The organism is Pseudomonas sp. GW821-FHT02A08 (genome assembly GCF_059422045.1).
In genome coordinates this window covers 59162-78180 of sequence record NZ_JBWKWD010000018.1, presented here as the reverse complement: position 1 = coordinate 78180, position 19019 = coordinate 59162, and the positions used below count along the sequence as shown (strand labels likewise).

The window sequence follows — 19019 nt, the reverse complement described above, 5'->3', positions numbered from 1 at the left end:
GGGCAGCAGGGGTGGAACGGCACACCTTCGTGCCACGCGGGCGTTCTTCGAGAAAAGCGCCTGATTGAAAACCGGACCGGCAATGCGTTGCCCGGTCACTCAGCTAAAGGTTCTGGAATTCCCATGTCCGATCGTTTCGAACTCTTCCTCACTTGCCCAAAAGGCCTTGAAGGCCTGCTCATCGAGGAAGCCGTCGGGCTTGGCCTTGAAGAAGCGCGGGAGCACACCTCTGCCGTACGCGGCATGGCCACCATGGAAACCGCTTATCGCCTGTGCCTGTGGTCGCGCCTGGCCAACCGCGTGCTGTTGGTGCTCAAGCGTTTCCCGATGAAGGACGCCGAAGACCTGTACCACGGCGTGCTGGACATCGAGTGGCAAGACCACATGCTCAATGACGGCACCCTGGCCGTCGAATTCAGCGGTCATGGCTCGGGTATCGATAACACCCACTTCGGCGCGCTGAAGGTCAAGGACGCCATCGTCGACAAACTGCGCACCCCGCAAGGCGACCGTCCGTCCATCGACAAGCTCAACCCGGATCTGCGCATTCACCTGCGCCTGGACCGTGGCGAAGCCATTCTGTCCCTCGACCTGTCGGGTCACAGCCTGCACCAGCGCGGCTATCGCCTGCAGCAAGGTGCGGCACCGCTCAAGGAAAACCTCGCGGCCGCGATCCTGATCCGTTCCGGCTGGCCACGTATCGCGGCCGAAGGCGGCGCTCTGGCCGACCCGATGTGCGGTGTCGGCACATTCCTGGTGGAAGCGGCGATGATCGCCGCCGACATCGCGCCGAACCTGCGTCGCGAGCAGTGGGGCTTCACCGCCTGGCTCGGTCATGTCCCTGCGCTGTGGAAAAAACTGCACGAAGAAGCCTCCGAGCGCGCCGCTGCCGGTCTGGCCAAGACACCGTTGTGGATCCGCGGCTACGAAGCCGATCCACGGCTGATTCAACCCGGCCGCAACAACGTCGAGCGGGCCGGCCTGAGCGAGTGGATCAAGATCTACCAGGGCGAAGTCGCGACGTTCGAGCCGCGCCCGGACCAGAACCAGAAAGGCCTGGTCATCTGTAACCCTCCGTACGGCGAGCGTCTGGGCGATGAGGCGAGCCTGCTCTACCTCTACCAGAACCTCGGCGAGCGCCTGCGTCAGGCCTGCCTGAACTGGGAAGCGGCGGTGTTCACCGGCGCGCCGGACCTGGGCAAGCGCATGGGCATCCGCAGCCACAAGCAATATTCGTTCTGGAACGGCGCCTTGCCGTGCAAGCTGTTGCTGATCAAGGTGCTACCGGACCAGTTCGTCACTGGCGAGCGCCGTACTCCGGAACAGCGCCAGGTCGAGCGCGAGCAAGCCGCCTACGATCAGACGCCGAACGAACCGCAGGAACGCAAGTTCAACAAAAACGGTAACCCGATCAAACCGACGCCGGCACCGGCTCCGGTGATCGAGCAGCCACGCCTGAGCGAAGGCGGGCAGATGTTCGCCAACCGCCTGCAAAAGAACCTCAAGGCCCTGGGCAAGTGGGTCAAGCGTGAAGGCATCGACTGCTACCGCGTGTACGATGCCGACATGCCGGAATATTCCATGGCCATCGACCTGTATCACGATTGGGTCCACGTCCAGGAATACGCCGCGCCGAAATCCATCGATCCGGAAAAGGCCTCGGGCCGTATGTTCGATGCCCTGGCAGCCATCCCGCAGGCGTTGAACATCGACAAGAGCCGTGTGGTGGTCAAGCGCCGCGAGCGTCAGAGCGGGACCAAACAGTACGAGCGCCAGGCCGCGCAGGGCAAGTTCGTCGAGGTCAATGAAGGCGGCGTGAAGCTGCTGGTCAATCTCACCGACTACCTCGACACCGGTCTGTTCCTCGACCACCGGCCGATGCGCATGCGTATCCAGAAAGAGGCGGCCGGCAAACGCTTCCTCAATCTGTTCTGCTACACCGCAACGGCCAGTGTGCATGCGGCCAAGGGCGGCGCGCGCAGCACCACCAGTGTCGACCTGTCGAAAACCTATCTGGACTGGGCGCGTCGCAACCTGTCGCTGAACGGTTTTTCCGACAAGAACCGCCTGGAGCAGGGCGATGTGATGGCGTGGCTCGAAGCCAGTCGTGACGAGTACGACCTGATCTTCATCGACCCGCCAACGTTCTCCAACTCCAAGCGCATGGAAGGTGTCTTCGACGTGCAGCGCGACCAGGTGCAACTGATCGACCTGGCCATGGCGCGACTGGCATCCGGCGGCGTGTTGTACTTCTCCAACAACTTCCGCAAGTTCGAACTGGAAGCCAATCTCGGCGAGCGTTATGCGGTCGAGGAGATCACTGCCCAGACCATCGATCCGGATTTTGCCCGCAACGCCAAGATCCATCGCGCCTGGAAAATCACGGCACGTTGATGATTGCCCCTTTGTAGGAGCGAGCCTGCTCGCGATGGTCGATAAAGATAACGCGAGCTTTCTGAAAGCACGCGGTGTTCTTGAGTCCATCGCGAGCAGGCTCGCTCCTACAGTGCTGGTCAAATTAGTGGCTAATAGCTATAACTCAACTCAGGGCCAAAGGGCTTTCCCGCACCTGGCGTTTTGAGTTGCGTTTTATGTCGTTGCACGCCATGCGCCCAAAGATTCTGGGGTTTATCAGCGAAGATGCCTCGGCCTGGCTGGTCGCGCTGCTGGTATTGCTGATCGGCGGGGTGCTCACCGGATTGCTGGCGTGGTCGACGCTGAATCTGTTCCACCATCAATTGCGGCAACGTTTCCAACTGCTGGCCAGTGAACGTTACAGCCGTATCGAAGAGCGTTTCGAAGATCAGGAACAGCGCCTCGATGGCCTGCGCCGGTTTTTCGCCAATTCCGATTCGGTTTCCCGAGCGGAATTCGATGGTTACACCCGGCCTTTGCTGCTGCGAACCCAGGCGTATTCCTACGCCCAGCGGGTCACCCATGACGAGCGAGTGGCGTTCGAGCGTCGGGTGCGAGACGAGGGCTTGAGCAATTTCACCCTCAGAGAGCTCAACGCCGACGGCCTATTACAACTGGCGGGCGAGCGAGATGAGTACGTGGCGGTGCTGTATAGCCAGACGCTAAGCAGACTCGGTGCTCCCCTCGGTTACGACTTGCTGGCTCAGCCCCTGCGGCGTGCCACGCTCGATCGGGCCGATCAGCGTGGCGGCATGGCGGTGTCGCAACCGATGCATCTGGTGAGTATCGAGCCGGCTTATGCGCGTGGTGTGCTGCTGGTCGCACCGGTCCAGCGCAACAGTCAGGACCACAAAGCCGCGAAGCCCTACGGTTATGTCATGGCCGTGATCAGCATGCGCCAGTTGCTGGCGGACGGACTGCCGGACGCCAGCCATGACTATCTCTCGGTGCGCATCCTCGATTTGTCGATCGATGAACAGCACGAGGTGCTGTTCGAGTCACCTAACCCGCCGGCTATCAGCGAGCTGTCCGCCACGCGCCTGTTGCGCATGGCCGACCATGACTATCAAGTCGATATCCAGCCCAGCGACGCATTCGTGAAGGCCAACCATTCCTCTGTGACCAGTGTGGTGGTGTTGGGTGGATTGCTCAGCGTGATGCTCAGTGCCTTGCTGTATGTGTTGGTCAGTCAACGTCGGCGGGCGTTGAAACTGGTCGAGCAACGCACCCGGGAACTGCGCGATCGAGAGCAGGAGTTGCGCGGCACCCATGGCCAGTTGCGTGGCGTGTTGAATGCCGCCACCCAGGTCGCGATCATCGCCACCGACCTGCGCGGCGTCATCAGCACCTTCAATGCCGGTGCCGAGCAGATGCTTGGCTATTCCAGCACCGAGGTGGTGGGGCACATGACCCTGGAGAGTCTGCACCTGCCCCGGGAACTGGTCGCTCGCTCGGCAGAGTTGAGCGCGCGCTATGGCAAACCGGTGCCGACCTGCCAGGCGATGCTGGTCGAAGGCGACGCGGAGGGCGACCACGAGGCGCGGGAGTGGACGCTGGTGCGCGGCGATGGCAGCCACTTGATGGTCAACATGCTCGCCACGCCGGTGCTGGACGAGCAAGGCCTGTGGGTCGGGCACCTGGCGGTTTGCATCGACATCACCGAACGCAAGCGGGTCCACGAGGCACTCGCGGCGCGGGACCTGTTGTTGAAGAAGCTCAGCGCCCACGTGCCTGGTGGTATCTATCAGTTCAAGATGGAATTCGACGGACGCTTCAGCGTGATCTATGCCAGCGACGGCATTCGCGAGATCTACGAGCTCGAACCCGACGTGTTGCTGCTCAATGCCGAAGCGATCTTCACCCGGATTCACCCCCAGGACACCACCCGTGTCCGCGCCTCGATCCGGGCCTCGGCCGACACCCTCAGCCCCTGGCGCGAGGAATACCGCGTGCAACTGCCACAGCGGGGTCTGCGTTGGGTGCGTGGCGAGGCCACGCCGGAGGAACTGCCCGGTGGCGGTGTGCTGTGGCACGGCTACATCTCGGACATTTCCGATATGAAGCGGGTGGAAGAAGAGTTGCGTGCGCTGTCGGTCACCGATTCCCTGACCGGTATCCACAACCGGCGTTATTTCCAGGAACGCCTGACCATCGAAATGACCCGGGTGGAGCGCGGTGGCGGGAGTTTGTCGGTAATCATGCTCGATATCGATCATTTCAAGCGCATCAATGACCTGCATGGCCATGCCATCGGTGATCGGGTGTTGCAGGCCGTGTGCCAACGGATCGGCCACCGGCTGCGCCGCACCGATGTGTTCTGCCGCTTGGGCGGAGAGGAGTTCATGGTGCTGTGCCCGGATATCAACGGCGAACATGCCTATATGTTGGCCCGGCAGTTGTGGCAAGGCCTGCGCAGCTCACCCATTGAAGGAGTCGGTACGGTCACCGCCAGTTTCGGGATTGCCAGTTGGCGGGCCGGGGAGGGTGCCGATGCCTTGCTGTTGCGCGCGGATTCAGGGGTTTACGCGGCGAAACAGGCAGGAAGGGATCGGGTTGAGGCGGAAATGAACTAGGGGGGCATGCAATCCCTGTGGGAGCGGGCTTGCTCGCGAAAGCGGCTTGTCTGTCACATCGATGTTGGATGTGCCGCCGTCTTCGCGAGCAAGCCCGCTCCCACAAGGGATCTACTGTGTTCTCTGGATCCGGGTTACAACACCGAAGCCGTCTGCGGCACTTTCGGTTGGCGGTACAGGTCCAGCAGCACCTGATCGAGCACCGACGAGGCGCCGAACGGGGCCTTGTCATTGAGGATCGCCACCACCGCCCAGGTGTTGCCGTTGACGTCGCGACTGAAACCGGCAATCGCCCGCACGGTGTTCAGGGTGCCGGTCTTGACGTGGGCTTCACCGCGCATGGCGGTGGTCTTCAGGCGTTTTCGCATGGTGCCGTCGGTGCCGGCAATGGGCATCGAACTGATGTACTCGGCGGAATACGGGCTGTGCCAGGCCGCTTCGAGCATCGAGGCCATTTCCCGGGCGCTGACACGCTCGGCGCGAGACAGGCCGGAGCCGTTCTCCATCACCAGGTGCGGCGCGGTGATGCCCTTTTTCGCCAGCCACTGACGCACCACACGCTGGGCAGCCTTGGCGTCGTCACCATCGGCATCGGTACGGAAGCGTTGGCCAAGGCTCAGGAACAACTGCTGGGCCATGGTGTTGTTACTGTACTTGTTGATGTCGCGGATGATTTCCGCCAGGTCCGGCGAGAACGCCCGGGCCAGGACCTTGGCGTCTTTCGGTGTAGGCGCCAGCACATCCCTGCCCTGAATGCTGCCACCCAGTTCCTTCCATATCGCGCGGACGGCGCCGGCGGTGTAGGTCGCGTGGTCGAGCAGCGACAGGTAGGTCTGCGAGCTGCAGCCTTCGCCCAGCTGACCGCCGACGGTAACGGTCACGGTGCCATCGGCTTGCGCCACCGGGTTGTAGCGCACGCCACCGGTGCATTGTTTGGAATTGAGGGCCTTGACCTGGTTGTCGATGCGGATGCTCGCAATCGGCGGTTCCACCGAGACCAGTACCTTGCCCGAGTCATTGCGCGCAACGAAGCGCAGCGCCTTGAGGTTGACCAGCAGCGAATCGGGTTTGACCAGGAACGGCTTGTTCTCGTCGTTGCCGTCGTCATTGAACTCCGGCAGTTGCGGTTGCACGAAGAAGGTTTTGTCCAGCACCAGGTCGCCGGTGACCTGGGTGACACCGTTGGCACGCAGGTCGCGCATCAGCAGCCAGAGTTTTTCCATGTTCAGCTTCGGATCGCCGCCACCCTTGAGGTAGAGGTTGCCATTGAGGATGCCGCCACTGAGGGTGCCGTCGGTGTAGAACTCGGTTTTCCACTGGTGGTTCGGGCCGAGCATTTCCAGGGCCGCGTAGGTGGTGACCAGTTTCATGGTCGACGCCGGGTTGACCGACACGTCGGCGTTGAAAACGGTGGGGGTGCCAGGGCCGGTGAGCGGGATCATCACCAGCGACAGGGCGTTGTCCTGCAATTTGCTGGCCTTGAGGGCTTTTTCAACGTTGGGCGACAAGGCGGTATTGATCGGGTCAGCGGAAACGGGGAGGGCCAGAGGAAGGAGAAGACCGGCCAGCAGCAATGGACGCAACGATTTGATCATGTGAAATAAAACCCTACAGCCGAGGGGGGAAAAGACGAGGGCATGAACATGAAAGCCCTCAGCGGTCATGAAAGTGTCGGCATTATGCCCCAAGGTGTCGTGGCTTGTGCCGTGCCTTGGCCTTCCAATCCGCTATTTTTTTACCGACGGTACTTTTGCAGCCAGGACGCAGCGGCTGATTCAGCCTTCTGCAAGGCGGGGGGCGCCAGGAGGGGGACAGATTTTGTCGTGCCATAAACAAACAGGGCCATCACGATGGATGGCCCTGTTTAACATCAAGCTACCGGATTGATCGGCTTTTCCGGGTACCAGACGTCGATCAGCGGGCTGACGGTTGCTTCGGTCAGTTCGCTGCGGCCCTTGAGCCAGGCTTCAACGGCAGCACGCTGCTCTTCGGACACCGAGCCACGCTTCTGCAGGCAAACCAGACCGAAGTCGTCGCCGCCGACATAGCCCAGACCGTTGGCTTCCATGGCTTCTTTCAGGAATGCGTCGAGGAATGCGTCGATTGCCTCGTCAGCCAGATCTTCCTTGAAGTCCAGGTTCAATTCGAAACCCAATTCCTGGAACTCGTCTACACAGAGCTTTTTGCGCAGACGCTGGGAGCGGTTAGTGGCCATGAAACAATCCTCAAAAGTAATAACGCCGCGCATCTTACCAGCTAAGCGGCGTCACTGCTCCAGATCCCGGGGCTTTTTGCTGCTTTCACAAACCGGGCAACACATCGGGCGGCACAATCGCCCCGCCCTTCATCACCACCGGGGTTTTCTCCAGAATCGTGATATCAGCGATCGGATCGCCTTCAACGGCGATCATGTCGGCAAAACGACCCGCACTGACGGCGCCTACATCCTGCTGCCAGTTGAGCAAGTCCGCGGCAACCACCGTGGCGGACTGGATCGCCTGCATCGGCGTCATGCCGAACTTGACCATGTAGGCGAATTGTTTGGCATTGGTGCCGATTGGATAGACGCCCGCGTCGGTGCCATAGGCAATTTTCACCCCGGCCTTGACCGCTTTGCGGAAAGCCTGACGTTGTACGTCAGTGGTTTCGGTATTTTTACGCAAGTAACTCTCCGGCCAGTTTTCCTTGCGCCCGACTTCATCGATGTAATCGCCGTTGTAGATATCCATCACAAGGTAGGTGCCATTGTCTTTCGCCAGTTTGATTCCTTCGTCATCCAGCAGCGAGGCATGTTCAACCGACCTGACGCCGGCGCGGATGGCGGCCTTGATCCCTTCGGCACCGTGGGCATGCACGGTGGCATAGCTTTTGTGAACCCTGGCTTCCTGGACCACCGCGCGCATTTCCTCTTCGGTCATTTCCATCTGGCCCGGTTCGGTCCCTTCGGCCAGTACCGAGCCGGTTCCCATCATCTTGATGGTGTCCACACCGTGCTGGAACAGGTAACGGGTCTTCAATTTCGCATCATTGGCATCGCGATAGACCCCGACCCGCATGTCCGCCGGGATCTCAACACCCGGCGCGAAGCCCGTCACTTCGCCACCACCGCCCGCCACGGTGATGTACGCGCCCACCACATTCATTCTTGGCCCCAGCACGCGGTTGGCGTTGATCGCGTCGCGCAGCGCGACATCGGTGAACGCACGATAGGTGCCCAGGTCATGCACGGTGGTAAAACCCGCGCGCAAGGTTTGATAGGCGTGTTTTGCGCCCATCAGGGCTACGTCCTGTGGGGAATGCAGGAGCGGTTCGGCGACGTTGTTGGTCATGTCCCAGTCGGAGATGTGCGTGTGCATATCGATCAGCCCCGGCAACACGGTCCTGGTTGACCAGTCAATCACTGTGCTATTGGCCGGCGGGGCACTCCACGGCTCCACGGCGACGATGCGTTCATCCTCGATCTTGATGCGTTGATCGTTCAGTACCTTGCCTTTTTCGACATCCACCAGTTTCCCCGCATGGACATACACAGTATCGGCGTAGGCGGACATCGCCATCGAGGAGAGCGTTACAGCCAGTGCGATGCACTTGATCGGGAAGTTTTTCATGTGAAACCTCTTGTTTTTATTTTGCTGAAGCGCGCACATCAAAAAAGATCGAACGGGTATTCAGTGATGATCCGAAGTTGCTTGACGCTGTCGCCGGTAAAGGCAAAGTCGGCATAACGTATGCGCACCGACAGGTCTTTCAGGGGGCCACTTTCCACGACGGTCTTCAGATCGATATCGCGTTCGATCTGTTTGTCCGAATGGGCGTAATAGGCGTACAGGCTACCCGGATCAACTTTCTCGTCATCGATATCGAAGCCGTAGACGTAGCGAAACCCGAGGGTCGTGTGCAAATAACCGGTGCTGCCAAAGTCATAGGCATAACCGAGTCCGATAGACTGTTCGCCGGGGCCGTTGAAATCGCCATATTGCGAAGAGTTGGCCAGATAGATGGAGTCCATGTACGTGCCGTCCGAGGACATCAAATAGTCGAACGGCGTACTGCCGTGAACTTTTTGATAGGACAGGGTGTAAGTATGCGGACCATTGGCGTAAGCGGTGGAAAACGACCAGGCGGTGTTGTTTATATCGCCGGCATTGGCCTTGCCTTCATCGAGGGTGCGGTAGAGGTTGAAGTCGAAACTCAGTGACTGATCCGCATCCAGGGCCAGGCTGTAGTTGGCATTGACGTAGTACTGACGCCAAAGGTCTTCGGCGCGGGAGGCATAGAAGCCGACGCTGCCTGCGTCGACAGGTGTGTAAGTCAACCCGGCGTAGTCAACGTTGCCGGCATCGACTCCCGCGTAGCCGGCCTTGAAGCCCTCGTCATGATTGGTGGTCGTGTAGCCGCGGGAAGAGTAGAAGTGCCCGATATCGATACTGACTTTATCGATATCGTCGCTTAACAATTGAATGCCTCTAGTTGTCATCGGCATCAATCGCAAGTCGGGCGTGGCGAACACAGGGTTGTAGGGGCGCAAGTCACCAAACTTCAGAACCGTATTCGACCATTTCATTTTTACCGCGCCGTTGAGTGTCGATGACTCGGTCCTTTCTCCATCCCCCTCGGCGGGAAACATTCCCGTCCCCACCGTACCGCGACCACCATCGAGCTTGTAGGCGGTGTAGGCACTTGCATCGACACCGAATCCGATTTCCCCTTGGGTAAAACCGGATTGGTAGTCCATCAGGAAACCCTGTCCCCAGCCGATTGCATCGGGGTAGTGCGACAGTGAGTTGCGATTGAAATACATATTGCGCGCAATCAATTTGGCGGTACTGCGTTCGATAAAACCTTCCGGGGCTTCGTCGGCTTGCGCAAGCAGAGAACTTGCGGACATCGAAAATACAAACAGTCCCAACAATGGACGTTTCTTCATTGGAGGCCTCAGGGCTTTTTCTTATTGTTTTTAAAACGCCTCCGAGAATGTGCTTCGGTCATCTGAAATTACAGTGATGTATCTGCATTAATGCCATGTGAGTAGCGCATAGAAAAAAACGGCGACCCAGGGGTCGCCGTTTTTTTTAAGATCAAAGGATCGCAGCCTCGTTGCACTCGACAGCTCCTACAGGGGATTTCATTTCAATGTAGGAGCTGTCGAGTGCAACGAGGCTGCGATCTTTTGCTTTCACGCATTACGCCAATTCAAAATCACCAGCGTCACCACCCCGGCAACAATCCCCCAAAACGCCGAACCAATGGAAAACAACGTCAGCCCCGACGCCGTGACCATGAAGGTGATCAGCGCTGCTTCACGTTCCTTCACTTCGCTCATGGCGATGCTCAAGCCGTTGATGATCGAGCCGAACAGCGCCAGCGCCGCAATCGACAGCACCAGTTCCTTGGGCAGCGCGGCAAACAATGCCGCGAGCGTCGCGCCGAACACACCGGCAACCCCGTAGAAAATCCCGCACCAGACCGCTGCGGTGTAGCGTTTGTTGCGATCCTCATGGGCGTGCGGTCCGGTGCAGATCGCTGCGCTGATCGCCGCCAGGTTGATCCCGTGGGAGCCGAACGGTGCCAGCAGTAAACTGGCGATGCCGGTGGTGGTGATCAGTGGCGAGGCGGGCACCGTGTAACCATCGGCGCGCAATACGGCGATGCCGGGCATGTTTTGTGAGGTCATGGCGACAACAAACAGCGGGATGCCGATGCTGATGGTCGCGGCCAGGGAGAAGTGCGGCGTGGTCCAGACCGGCGTGGCCACCTCCAGGTGGAAGCTGCTGAAGTCCAGCAGCCCCATGAAGCCTGACAATGCCGTGCCGATCAGCAAGGCTGCCAGCACCGCATAGCGCGGCGACAGGCGCTTGACCACCAGATAACTGACAAACATCCCCAGTACCAGGGCGGTGCGGTGTTGCGCCGCGACGAAAATCTCACTGCCGATCTTGAACAGGATTCCCGCCAGCAGGGCGGCGGCCAGGGATGCCGGGATCTTTTTCACCAGCCGTTCGAAGCTGCCGGTCAGCCCGCAAATCGTCACCAGCACCGCGCAGGTGATATAGGCACCAATGGCTTCGCCGTAGCTCACGCCGCCCAGGCTGGTGATCAGCAGGGCAGCGCCGGGGGTCGACCAGGCAATGGTGATCGGCGTGCGATAGCGCAAGGACAGGCCGATGGAGCACACCGCCATGCCGATCGAGATGGCCCAGATCCACGAGGAAATCTGCCCGCTGCTCAGGCCTGCCGCTTGCCCGGCCTGGAACATCAGCACCAGGGAGCTGGTGTAGCCGGTCATCATGGCGATGAAACCGGCGACGATGGCCGAGGGTGAGGTGTCGGCCAGCGGGCGGATTTGCGTGTGGGTGGCGTCATTCATGACGGTGGTGTTCCTTATACAAATGAAGATGTCCGCAGCAACGCTGAACCTTGTGGGAGCGGGCTTGCTCGCGAAGGGGACGTGTCAGTCGACATTGATATGGCAGACAGACCGCATTCGCGAGCAAGCCCGCTCCCACAGGGAGCGTGCCAAAAAAGGCGGATTCTGCGAACAAGCCTAAACTCAAAAGTAATCAGGTGTTGCGATACAGCCGAGGCAACATTCAGCCGTACAGTCGTGTTGCCACCTACCATTGTGTACAATCGCAGTGTTTTTTACGCGATACTTGCCAGCGACCCACTGTGCCGTATTACAGTCGCGGTCAATTCGCCGCAGTTCTTCCGACTCGAGTGCCCATGAACGAACAGTTGCAACCCCTAAAGAAACAACCGCGAGCAGGCAAAGCCGGCCGCAGCGGTACCCAGGACGATATTGTCTACGCGCATATCTTCGAGGCCATCCTCGAACAGCGTCTGGCGCCCGGCACCAAGTTGAGCGAAGAAGCGCTGGGGGAAATTTTCGGGGTCAGCCGCACCATCATTCGCCGCGCCTTGTCGCGCCTGGCCCATGAAGGCGTGGTATTGCTGCGTCCGAATCGTGGCGCCGTGGTCGCCAGCCCGAGCGTCGAAGAAGCCCGCCAGGTGTTCATGGCCCGCCGTCTGGTGGAGCGAGCGATCACCGAGCTGGCCGTTCAGCACGCGACCGCCGAGCAGATTGCCGAATTGCGCCAGATGGTCAACGACGAACGCGACAGTTTCTCCCGTGGCGATCGTGGTGCCGGCATCCGCCTGTCGGGTGAATTCCACCTGAAACTGGCCGAAGCCGCAAAAAACGCGCCGCTGATCAGTTTCCAGCGCAGCCTGGTGTCCCAGACGTCGCTGATCATCGCCCAGTATGAAAGCGGCAACCGTTCCCATTGCTCCTACGACGAGCACACCCAGTTGATTGACGCCATCGAAAAGCGCGACGCTGAACTGGCGGTGAACCTGATGATGCATCACATGGATCACATCGACAGCAAGCTCAACCTCGACGAGGAAAGTGCTTCGGACGATCTGCATGCGGTGTTCTCGCATTTGTTGCAAACCAAGAAGCCGGGTCGATCGACTGCGAAACTCTGAAATACCGCGTCGCCTGATTCGCGAGCAAGCCCGCTCCCACATTTGATCTGTGCCGTTCACAAATCCCCTGTGGGAGCGGGCTTGCTCGCGAAGGCGGCCTTGAAGACACAAAAAATCCCCCGGGCTGAAAAGCGGCGGGGGATTTTTTATGCCCGGAAAACCTTAGCGCTGATGCACCAGGTTCCCCGCCGCATAGGTCTGCAGCACCGTCCGGTCATCCCCCAGGGTCATCAACACAAACAACGTCTCGGCGATGTTGTTGGCCTGCTTCAAGCGATAGCCCAGCAGCGGCGTGGCGTTGTAGTCCAGCACCAGGAAGTCGGCGTCGGTGCCCGGTTGCAGGTTGCCGATCTTGTCCTCCAGGCGTAATGCGCGGGCGCCGCCGAGGGTGGCCAGGTACAGCGACTTGAACGGGCTCAGGCGTGCACCTTGCAGCTGCATGACCTTGTAGGCTTCGTTGAGGGTTTGCAGTAGCGAGAAACTGGTGCCGCCGCCCACATCGGTGCCGATGCCGACATTGAGCTTGTGCTTCTCGGCCATCGGCAGGTTGAACAGGCCGCTGCCGAGGAAGAAGTTCGAGGTCGGGCAGAACGAGATGGCCGAACCGGTTTCTGCCAGGCGCGCGCACTCGTCATCGCACAGGTGCACACCATGGGCGAACACCGAGCGCTCGCCGAGCAACTGGTAGTGATCGTAGACGTCCAGGTAGCCTTTGCGCTCGGGGAACAGCTCCTTGACCCACTCGATTTCCTTGAGGTTTTCGCTGATGTGGGTCTGCATGTACAGATCCGGGTATTCGGTCAGCAACTGGCCGGCCAGGGTCAGCTGTTCCGGGGTGCTGGTCGGTGCGAAGCGTGGGGTGACCGCGTAGTGCAGGCGACCCTTGCCGTGCCAGCGCTCGATCAGTGCCTTGCTTTCGACGTAGCTGGATTCGGCGGTGTCGGTCAGGTAGTCCGGGGCGTTGCGGTCCATCATCACCTTGCCGGCGATCATCCGCAGGTCGAGCTGCTCGGCGGCTTCGAAGAACGAGTTCACCGATTGCGGATGCACGCTGCCGAATACCAGCGCAGTGGTGGTGCCGTTGCGCAACAGTTCCTTGATGAAAATGTCCGCGACCTGGTCGGCGTGGGCCTTGTCGGCGAACTGGCTTTCGCATGGGAAGGTGTAGGTGTTGAGCCAGTCCAGCAGTTGCTCGCCATAGGCGCCGACCATGCCGGTTTGCGGCAGGTGGATGTGGGTGTCGATGAAGCCGGGGGTGATCAATGCATCCTGGTAGTGAGTGATTTCGACGTCAGCCGGCAGGGTCGGCAGCAGTTCGCTGGCGTGGCCCAGGGCGCTGATCTGGCCGTTATCCACAACCAGCAAGCCGTCTTCGAAATACTCGTAGGAGGCTTCGATGCCCACGACGGCAGGGTCGGCGATGCTGTGCAGGATGGCGGCGCGGTAAGCTTTGCGAGTCAAAGGCATGAGATTCTCAATTCGAGGCTTTCAAGTTTGCGGTTTGGCTGCGGCGTGACGCGGGCAGCAGTTTGGCAATCGATCCGGCGCTGGCGGTGTGCTGGCCGAAGTTCGCGTTATAGGTGGCGATGATTTCGCCAGCGATGGAGATGGCGATTTCCACAGGCAGCTTGCCTTTGACTTCGCCGATGCCCATCGGGCAGCGCATGCGTTGCACGACGCTGTTGTCGAAACCACGGTCGCGCAGGCGATGTTCGAACTTCACCCGTTTGGTCTTCGAACCGATCAGGCCGAAGTAGGCAAAGTCGTTGCGCTTGAGGATCGCAGCGGTCAGTTCGAGGTCGAGTTGATGGTTGTGGGTCATCACGATGCAATAGCTGCCGGCCGGCAGATCATCGATTTCATCCACCGGTTCTTCGCTGACGATCTTGCGCACGCCATGGGGGATCTGCTCGGGGAATTCATCTTCGCGCGAGTCGATCCAGCGCACCCGGCAGGGCAGGCTGGCCAGCAGCGGCACCAGGGCACGGCCGACGTGGCCGGCACCGAACACGGCGATCTGCGCTTGAACCTGGCCCATCGGTTCGAACAGCAACACCGTGGCGCCACCGCAGCACTGGCCGAGGCTGGCGCCGAGGCTGAAGCGCTCCAGATGGGTGTCCTGCTTGCCGCTGGCTAGCATCTCGCGGGCGATCTTCATGGCCTTGTATTCCAGGTGCCCGCCACCGATGGTGTCGAAGCTCTGGTTTGCGCTGATGACCATCTTCGAGCCAGCGTTGCGCGGCGTCGAGCCGAGCTCTTCGATGATGGTGATCAGCACGCAGGGCTCACCGCGGTTTTGCAGGTCGGCGAGGGCGTCGATCCAGTTGTACATGTTTCACCTCAACATCTCTGTTGTCTGTACCGGCCTCTTCGCGAGCAAGCCCGCTCCCACATTTTGATCTCTGTCATTCACAAAATTTGTGCCCACTGGAGATCCATTGTGGGAGCGGGCTTGCTCGCGAAGGCCGCACCTCGGTCTTAGAGCGAAGCCAACTCGGTCTCAGCCCCGACAGCTTTCGCCGCCTTCAGCTGACGCATCTGCTCACAGCCCCACAACACTCGCTCCGGGGTCGCCGGTGCGTCGATTTTCGGTTGATGCTTGTAGTCACCAAGGCTCGCCACGGCGTCCTTGATCGCACACCACGAGGCAATGCCGAGCATGAACGGCGGCTCGCCCACGGCCTTGGAATGGAACACCGTGTCTTCCGGGTTCTTGCGGTTCTCCACCAGCTTGACCCGCAGGTCCAGCGGCATGTCCGCCACGGCCGGGATCTTGTAGCTGGCCGGGCCGTTGGTCATCAGCTTGCCCTTGTTGTTCCACACCAGCTCTTCCATGGTCAGCCAACCCATGCCCTGGATGAAACCGCCCTCGACCTGACCGATGTCGATGGCCGGGTTCAACGAGGCGCCGACGTCGTGGAGGATGTCGGTGCGCAGCATCTTGTATTCGCCGGTCAGGGTGTCGACCAGCACTTCGCAGCACGCCGCGCCAAAGGCGAAGTAGTAGAACGGACGGCCGCGCGCCTGGCTGCGGTCGTAGTAGATTTTCGGGGTCTTGTAGAAGCCGGTGCTCGACAGCGAGACCTGGGCGAAATACGCCTGCTGGATCAACGCTTCGAAAGTCAGGATGTGATCGCGGACCCGCACGTGGCCGTTGTGGAACTCCACGTCTTCTTCGCTGACCTTGTACTGGCGCGCGGCGAATTCCACCAGGCGCTTCTTGATGGTTTCTGCGGCGTTCTGCGCAGCCTTGCCGTTCAGGTCGGCACCGCTGGACGCAGCGGTCGGCGAGGTGTTCGGTACTTTGTCGGTGTTGGTCGCGGTGATCTGTACGCGGTCCATTTCCACCTGGAACACTTCGGCCACGACCTGCGCGACCTTGGTGTTCAGGCCCTGGCCCATTTCGGTGCCGCCGTGGTTGAGGTGGATGCTGCCGTCGGTGTAGACGTGCACCAGGGCGCCTGCCTGGTTGAGGAAGCTGGCGGTGAAGGAAATACCGAATTTCACCGGGGTCAGCGCCAGACCTTTTTTCAGGATCGGGCTGTTGGCGTTGTAGCGACGGATCGCTTCGCGACGCTCGGCGTACTGGCTGCTTTCTTCCAGTTCGGCGGTCATCTCTTCGAGCATGTTGTGCTCGACGGTCTGGTAGTAGTGGGTGACGTTGCGTTCGGTCTTGCCGTAGTAGTTGGCCTTGCGCACGGCCAATGGATCCAGGGCCAGATGGCGAGAGATGGCGTCCATCACTTCTTCGATGGCGACCATGCCTTGCGGGCCGCCGAAACCACGGTAGGCGGTGTTCGATGCGGTGTTGGTCTTGCAACGGTGACCGTTGATGGTCGCATCGCCCAGGTAGTACGAGTTGTCCGAGTGGAACATCGCGCGGTCGACGATCGACGCCGACAGGTCAGGGGAGCAACCGCAGTTGCCGGCCAGTTCCAGGTTGATGCCGTGCAGGCGGCCGGTGCTGTCGAAGCCCACGTCGTACTCGACATAGAACGGGTGACGCTTGCCGGTCATCAGCATGTCTTCGACCCGTGGCAGGCGCATCTTGGTCGGCTGGCCGGTGAGGTGCGCGATCACCGCGCACAGGCACGCCGGGCTGGCTGCCTGGGTTTCCTTGCCGCCAAAACCGCCGCCCATGCGACGCATGTCGACGACGATCTTGTTCATCGACACGTCCAGCACTTCGGCCACCAGCTTCTGCACTTCGGTGGGGTTCTGCGTGGAGCAGTAGACGATCATGCCGCCGTCTTCGGTCGGCATCACCGAAGAGATCTGGGTTTCCAGGTAGAAGTGTTCCTGGCCGCCGATGTGCAGGGTGCCCTGGATGCGGTGCTCGGCAGTGGCCAGCGCCGTGGCCGAATCGCCGCGTTTGTGAGTGTGGCTGTCGAGTACGAAGTGGCGCTTGCGCAGGGCTTCGACCACGTCCAGCACGGGTTCCAGATCTTCGTATTCGATGATCGCGGCCATCGCCGCCTTGCGCGCGGTTTCCAGGTCTTTCGCCGCCACGGCGACCACCGGTTGACCGACGAATTGCACGGTATCGATGGCCAGCAGCGGATCGCCCGGCAGCAACGGACCGATGTCTTTGAGGCCCGGCACGTCTTCGTGGGTGATGGCGATGCGCACGCCTTCGAAGGCATAGCAGGGCGAGGTGTCGATGCTGATGATCCGCGCGTGGGCACGGTCCGACATGCGTGCATAAACGTGCAACTGGTTCGGAAACTCCAGGCGGTCGTCGATGTATTGCGCTTCACCGGCCACATGCTTGGCGGCGCTGTCGTGCTTGACGCTGCGGCCGACACCGGTGGTCAGGTCCTTGGCGAACAGTTCAGCCAATTCGGCTTGGGTCTTCTCTACGGCGTGATGATTAGACATAAGCGGTCACCCGGGTCTCGATGTGCGGTGTTTGCAGTTCGATGAAGTATTTGCGCAGCAGGTTCTGCGCGCTGAGCAGGCGATATTCCTTGCTGGCGCGGAAGTCGGAGAGCGGCGTGAAGTCTTCGGCCAGGGCAGCGCAGGCGCGTTCAACGGTGGCATGCCCTTGGGATGAAGAGTCAAAACGGGAGCCGAGCAGTGCGGCCTCGCATGCAGCGGCGCGTTTCGGGATGGCGGCCATGCCGCCGAAGGCGACGCGGGCTTCAGCCACAACACCGTTTTCCAGGCGAATGTTGAAGGCGGCGCAGACTGCCGAGATGTCGTCGTCCAGGCGCTTGGAAACCTTGTAGGCGCGGAACAGTTTTTCGACGCTGGCGCGGGGCACGATGATCTTCTCGATGAACTCGCTTTCCTGGCGCGCAGTCACGCGGTAATCGATGAAGTAATCTTCCAGGGCCATGGTGCGACGGGTTTCGCCTTTGCACAGCACGATCTGCGCGCCGAGGGCGATCAGCAGGGGCGGCGAGTCACCAATCGGCGAGGCGTTGCCGATGTTGCCGCCCAGGGTGCCCTGGTTGCGGATCTGCAAGGAGGCAAAGCGGTGCAGCAATTCACCGAAGTCCGGGTACTCGGCGTTCAAGGCCTCGTAGCAATCGGAAAGGGAGGTGGCGGCACCGATTTCCAGGCGATCGTCAAAACGTTCGATGCGCTTCATCTCGGCGACGTTGCCAACGTAGATCATCACCGGCAGGGTGCGGTGGAACTGCGTGACTTCCAGTGCCAGGTCAGTACCGCCGGCCAACAGGCGGGCCTGTGGATAAGCGTCGTAGAGGTCGGCCAGGTCGGCCACGGTCAACGGCACCAGGCAGCGTTTGTCGCCGCTGTTGAGTTCGCCGATATCGGTTGGGGCGATGGCTTTGAGGCGGGCGATGGTGTCGGCTTCGCGGGCGTCGAACTGATCCGGTTGCCTGGCGCAGCAGGACTGCTCGGCGGCTTCCAGGATCGGCCGGTAGCCGGTGCAACGGCAGAGGTTGCCGGCTAGTGCTTCGTGGGCCTTGGCGTGATCCGGTGCTTCGCTGTTCTTTTGCAGGGCAAACAGCGACATCACGAAGCCTGGGGTGCAGAAGCCGCATTGCGAGCCGTGGCACTCGACCATGGCTTTCTGCACGCTGTGCAGTTCACCCTTGTGCTTGAGGTCTTCGACGCTGATCAGTTGTTTGCCGTGCAGGGACGACACGAAGGTCAGGCACGAGTTGAGGCTGCGATAACGAATGTGTTCGCGGCCGTCATCATCGGTCTGCAATTCGCCGACCACCACGGTGCAGGCGCCGCAGTCACCGCTGGCGCAGCCTTCTTTGGTGCCGGGTTTGCCTACATGGTCGCGCAGATAATTGAGCACGGTCAGGTTCGGGTCCAGGGCGTGCTCGCTACGGAGTTCCTGGTTTAGTAAAAACTGGATCACGGAAGGCCTCGCAGACTCATTATTGTTGTTAACCGATAGGAACCGAATTTAGCAGGTCTGACTTTTCGGTCAATGATTTTCTGACTTAAAGGTCAGGAAAATGCGTTTTGTCGATTAACCACCTGTTCCTTAATTATTGTCGTTGGTTCGATAGCCTGCCTTTTTGCTTCAATTAGCTTGAATCGTGCCAAAAACCTCCGGGC

Annotated in this window: 12 protein-coding genes; 3 read left to right on the top strand and 9 right to left on the bottom strand. The window is 60.3% G+C overall.

What is annotated here, in order from left to right; translation table 11 throughout:
* The first annotated feature begins 123 nt into the window (after positions 1-123).
* The gene (gene rlmKL / locus AC07W4_RS14755) at positions 124-2394 is read left to right on the top strand and encodes a bifunctional 23S rRNA (guanine(2069)-N(7))-methyltransferase RlmK/23S rRNA (guanine(2445)-N(2))-methyltransferase RlmL (protein WP_495032917.1); all 2271 of its coding nucleotides are present in this window, start codon (positions 124-126) and stop codon (positions 2392-2394) included.
* Between the two features lie 197 nt (positions 2395-2591).
* Complete coding sequence (locus AC07W4_RS14750; RefSeq protein WP_495032916.1) at positions 2592-4988, top strand: sensor domain-containing diguanylate cyclase; 2397 nt, start codon at positions 2592-2594, stop codon at positions 4986-4988.
* Between the two features lie 134 nt (positions 4989-5122).
* Here the strand turns inward: AC07W4_RS14750 and dacB are convergent, their stop codons facing one another.
* The 5 genes from dacB to AC07W4_RS14725 form a co-directional block, all read right to left on the bottom strand.
* Positions 5123-6583, bottom strand: coding sequence for a D-alanyl-D-alanine carboxypeptidase/D-alanyl-D-alanine endopeptidase (gene dacB / locus AC07W4_RS14745; protein WP_495032915.1), 1461 nt, complete (start codon positions 6581-6583; stop codon positions 5123-5125).
* 275 nt (positions 6584-6858) lie between these two features.
* On the bottom strand, positions 6859-7203 hold the full coding sequence (locus tag AC07W4_RS14740; RefSeq protein WP_007896965.1) for a YggL family protein: 345 nt from the start codon (positions 7201-7203) through the stop codon (positions 6859-6861).
* 85 nt (positions 7204-7288) lie between these two features.
* A complete protein-coding gene (locus AC07W4_RS14735; protein ID WP_495032914.1) occupies positions 7289-8596 on the bottom strand; it encodes a Xaa-Pro dipeptidase in 1308 nt (435 codons plus the stop codon).
* A 38-nt stretch (positions 8597-8634) separates the two neighbouring features.
* Positions 8635-9876, bottom strand: coding sequence for an OprD family outer membrane porin (locus AC07W4_RS14730; RefSeq protein WP_495032913.1), 1242 nt, complete (start codon positions 9874-9876; stop codon positions 8635-8637).
* 288 nt (positions 9877-10164) lie between these two features.
* Complete coding sequence (locus AC07W4_RS14725; protein ID WP_495032912.1) at positions 10165-11355, bottom strand: benzoate/H(+) symporter BenE family transporter; 1191 nt, start codon at positions 11353-11355, stop codon at positions 10165-10167.
* Between the two features lie 356 nt (positions 11356-11711).
* On the opposite strand from AC07W4_RS14725, the gene AC07W4_RS14720 reads away from it, so the two are divergent.
* Positions 11712-12476 carry a GntR family transcriptional regulator gene (locus AC07W4_RS14720; RefSeq protein WP_008050187.1) on the top strand — a complete coding sequence of 255 codons (765 nt, stop codon included), beginning with the start codon at positions 11712-11714 and terminating at the stop codon, positions 12474-12476.
* Between the two features lie 162 nt (positions 12477-12638).
* Here the strand turns inward: AC07W4_RS14720 and guaD are convergent, their stop codons facing one another.
* From guaD to xdhA, 4 genes are all read right to left on the bottom strand, one after another.
* Complete coding sequence (gene guaD, locus AC07W4_RS14715) at positions 12639-13943, bottom strand: guanine deaminase (RefSeq protein WP_495032911.1); 1305 nt, start codon at positions 13941-13943, stop codon at positions 12639-12641.
* A gap of 7 nt (positions 13944-13950) precedes the next feature.
* Positions 13951-14808, bottom strand: a complete 858-nt coding sequence (xdhC, locus tag AC07W4_RS14710) for a xanthine dehydrogenase accessory protein XdhC (RefSeq protein WP_008050190.1) — start codon at positions 14806-14808, stop codon at positions 13951-13953.
* A gap of 146 nt (positions 14809-14954) precedes the next feature.
* Positions 14955-17354: a xanthine dehydrogenase molybdopterin binding subunit gene (gene xdhB, locus AC07W4_RS14705; protein ID WP_495032910.1), complete on the bottom strand. Its 2400-nt coding sequence runs from the start codon at positions 17352-17354 to the stop codon at positions 14955-14957.
* The gene (gene xdhA / locus AC07W4_RS14700; RefSeq protein WP_495032909.1) at positions 17347-18816 is read right to left on the bottom strand and encodes a xanthine dehydrogenase small subunit; all 1470 of its coding nucleotides are present in this window, start codon (positions 18814-18816) and stop codon (positions 17347-17349) included. The genes xdhB and xdhA overlap by 8 nt, the downstream gene beginning before the upstream one ends.
* Between the last annotated feature and the right edge of the window lie 203 nt (positions 18817-19019).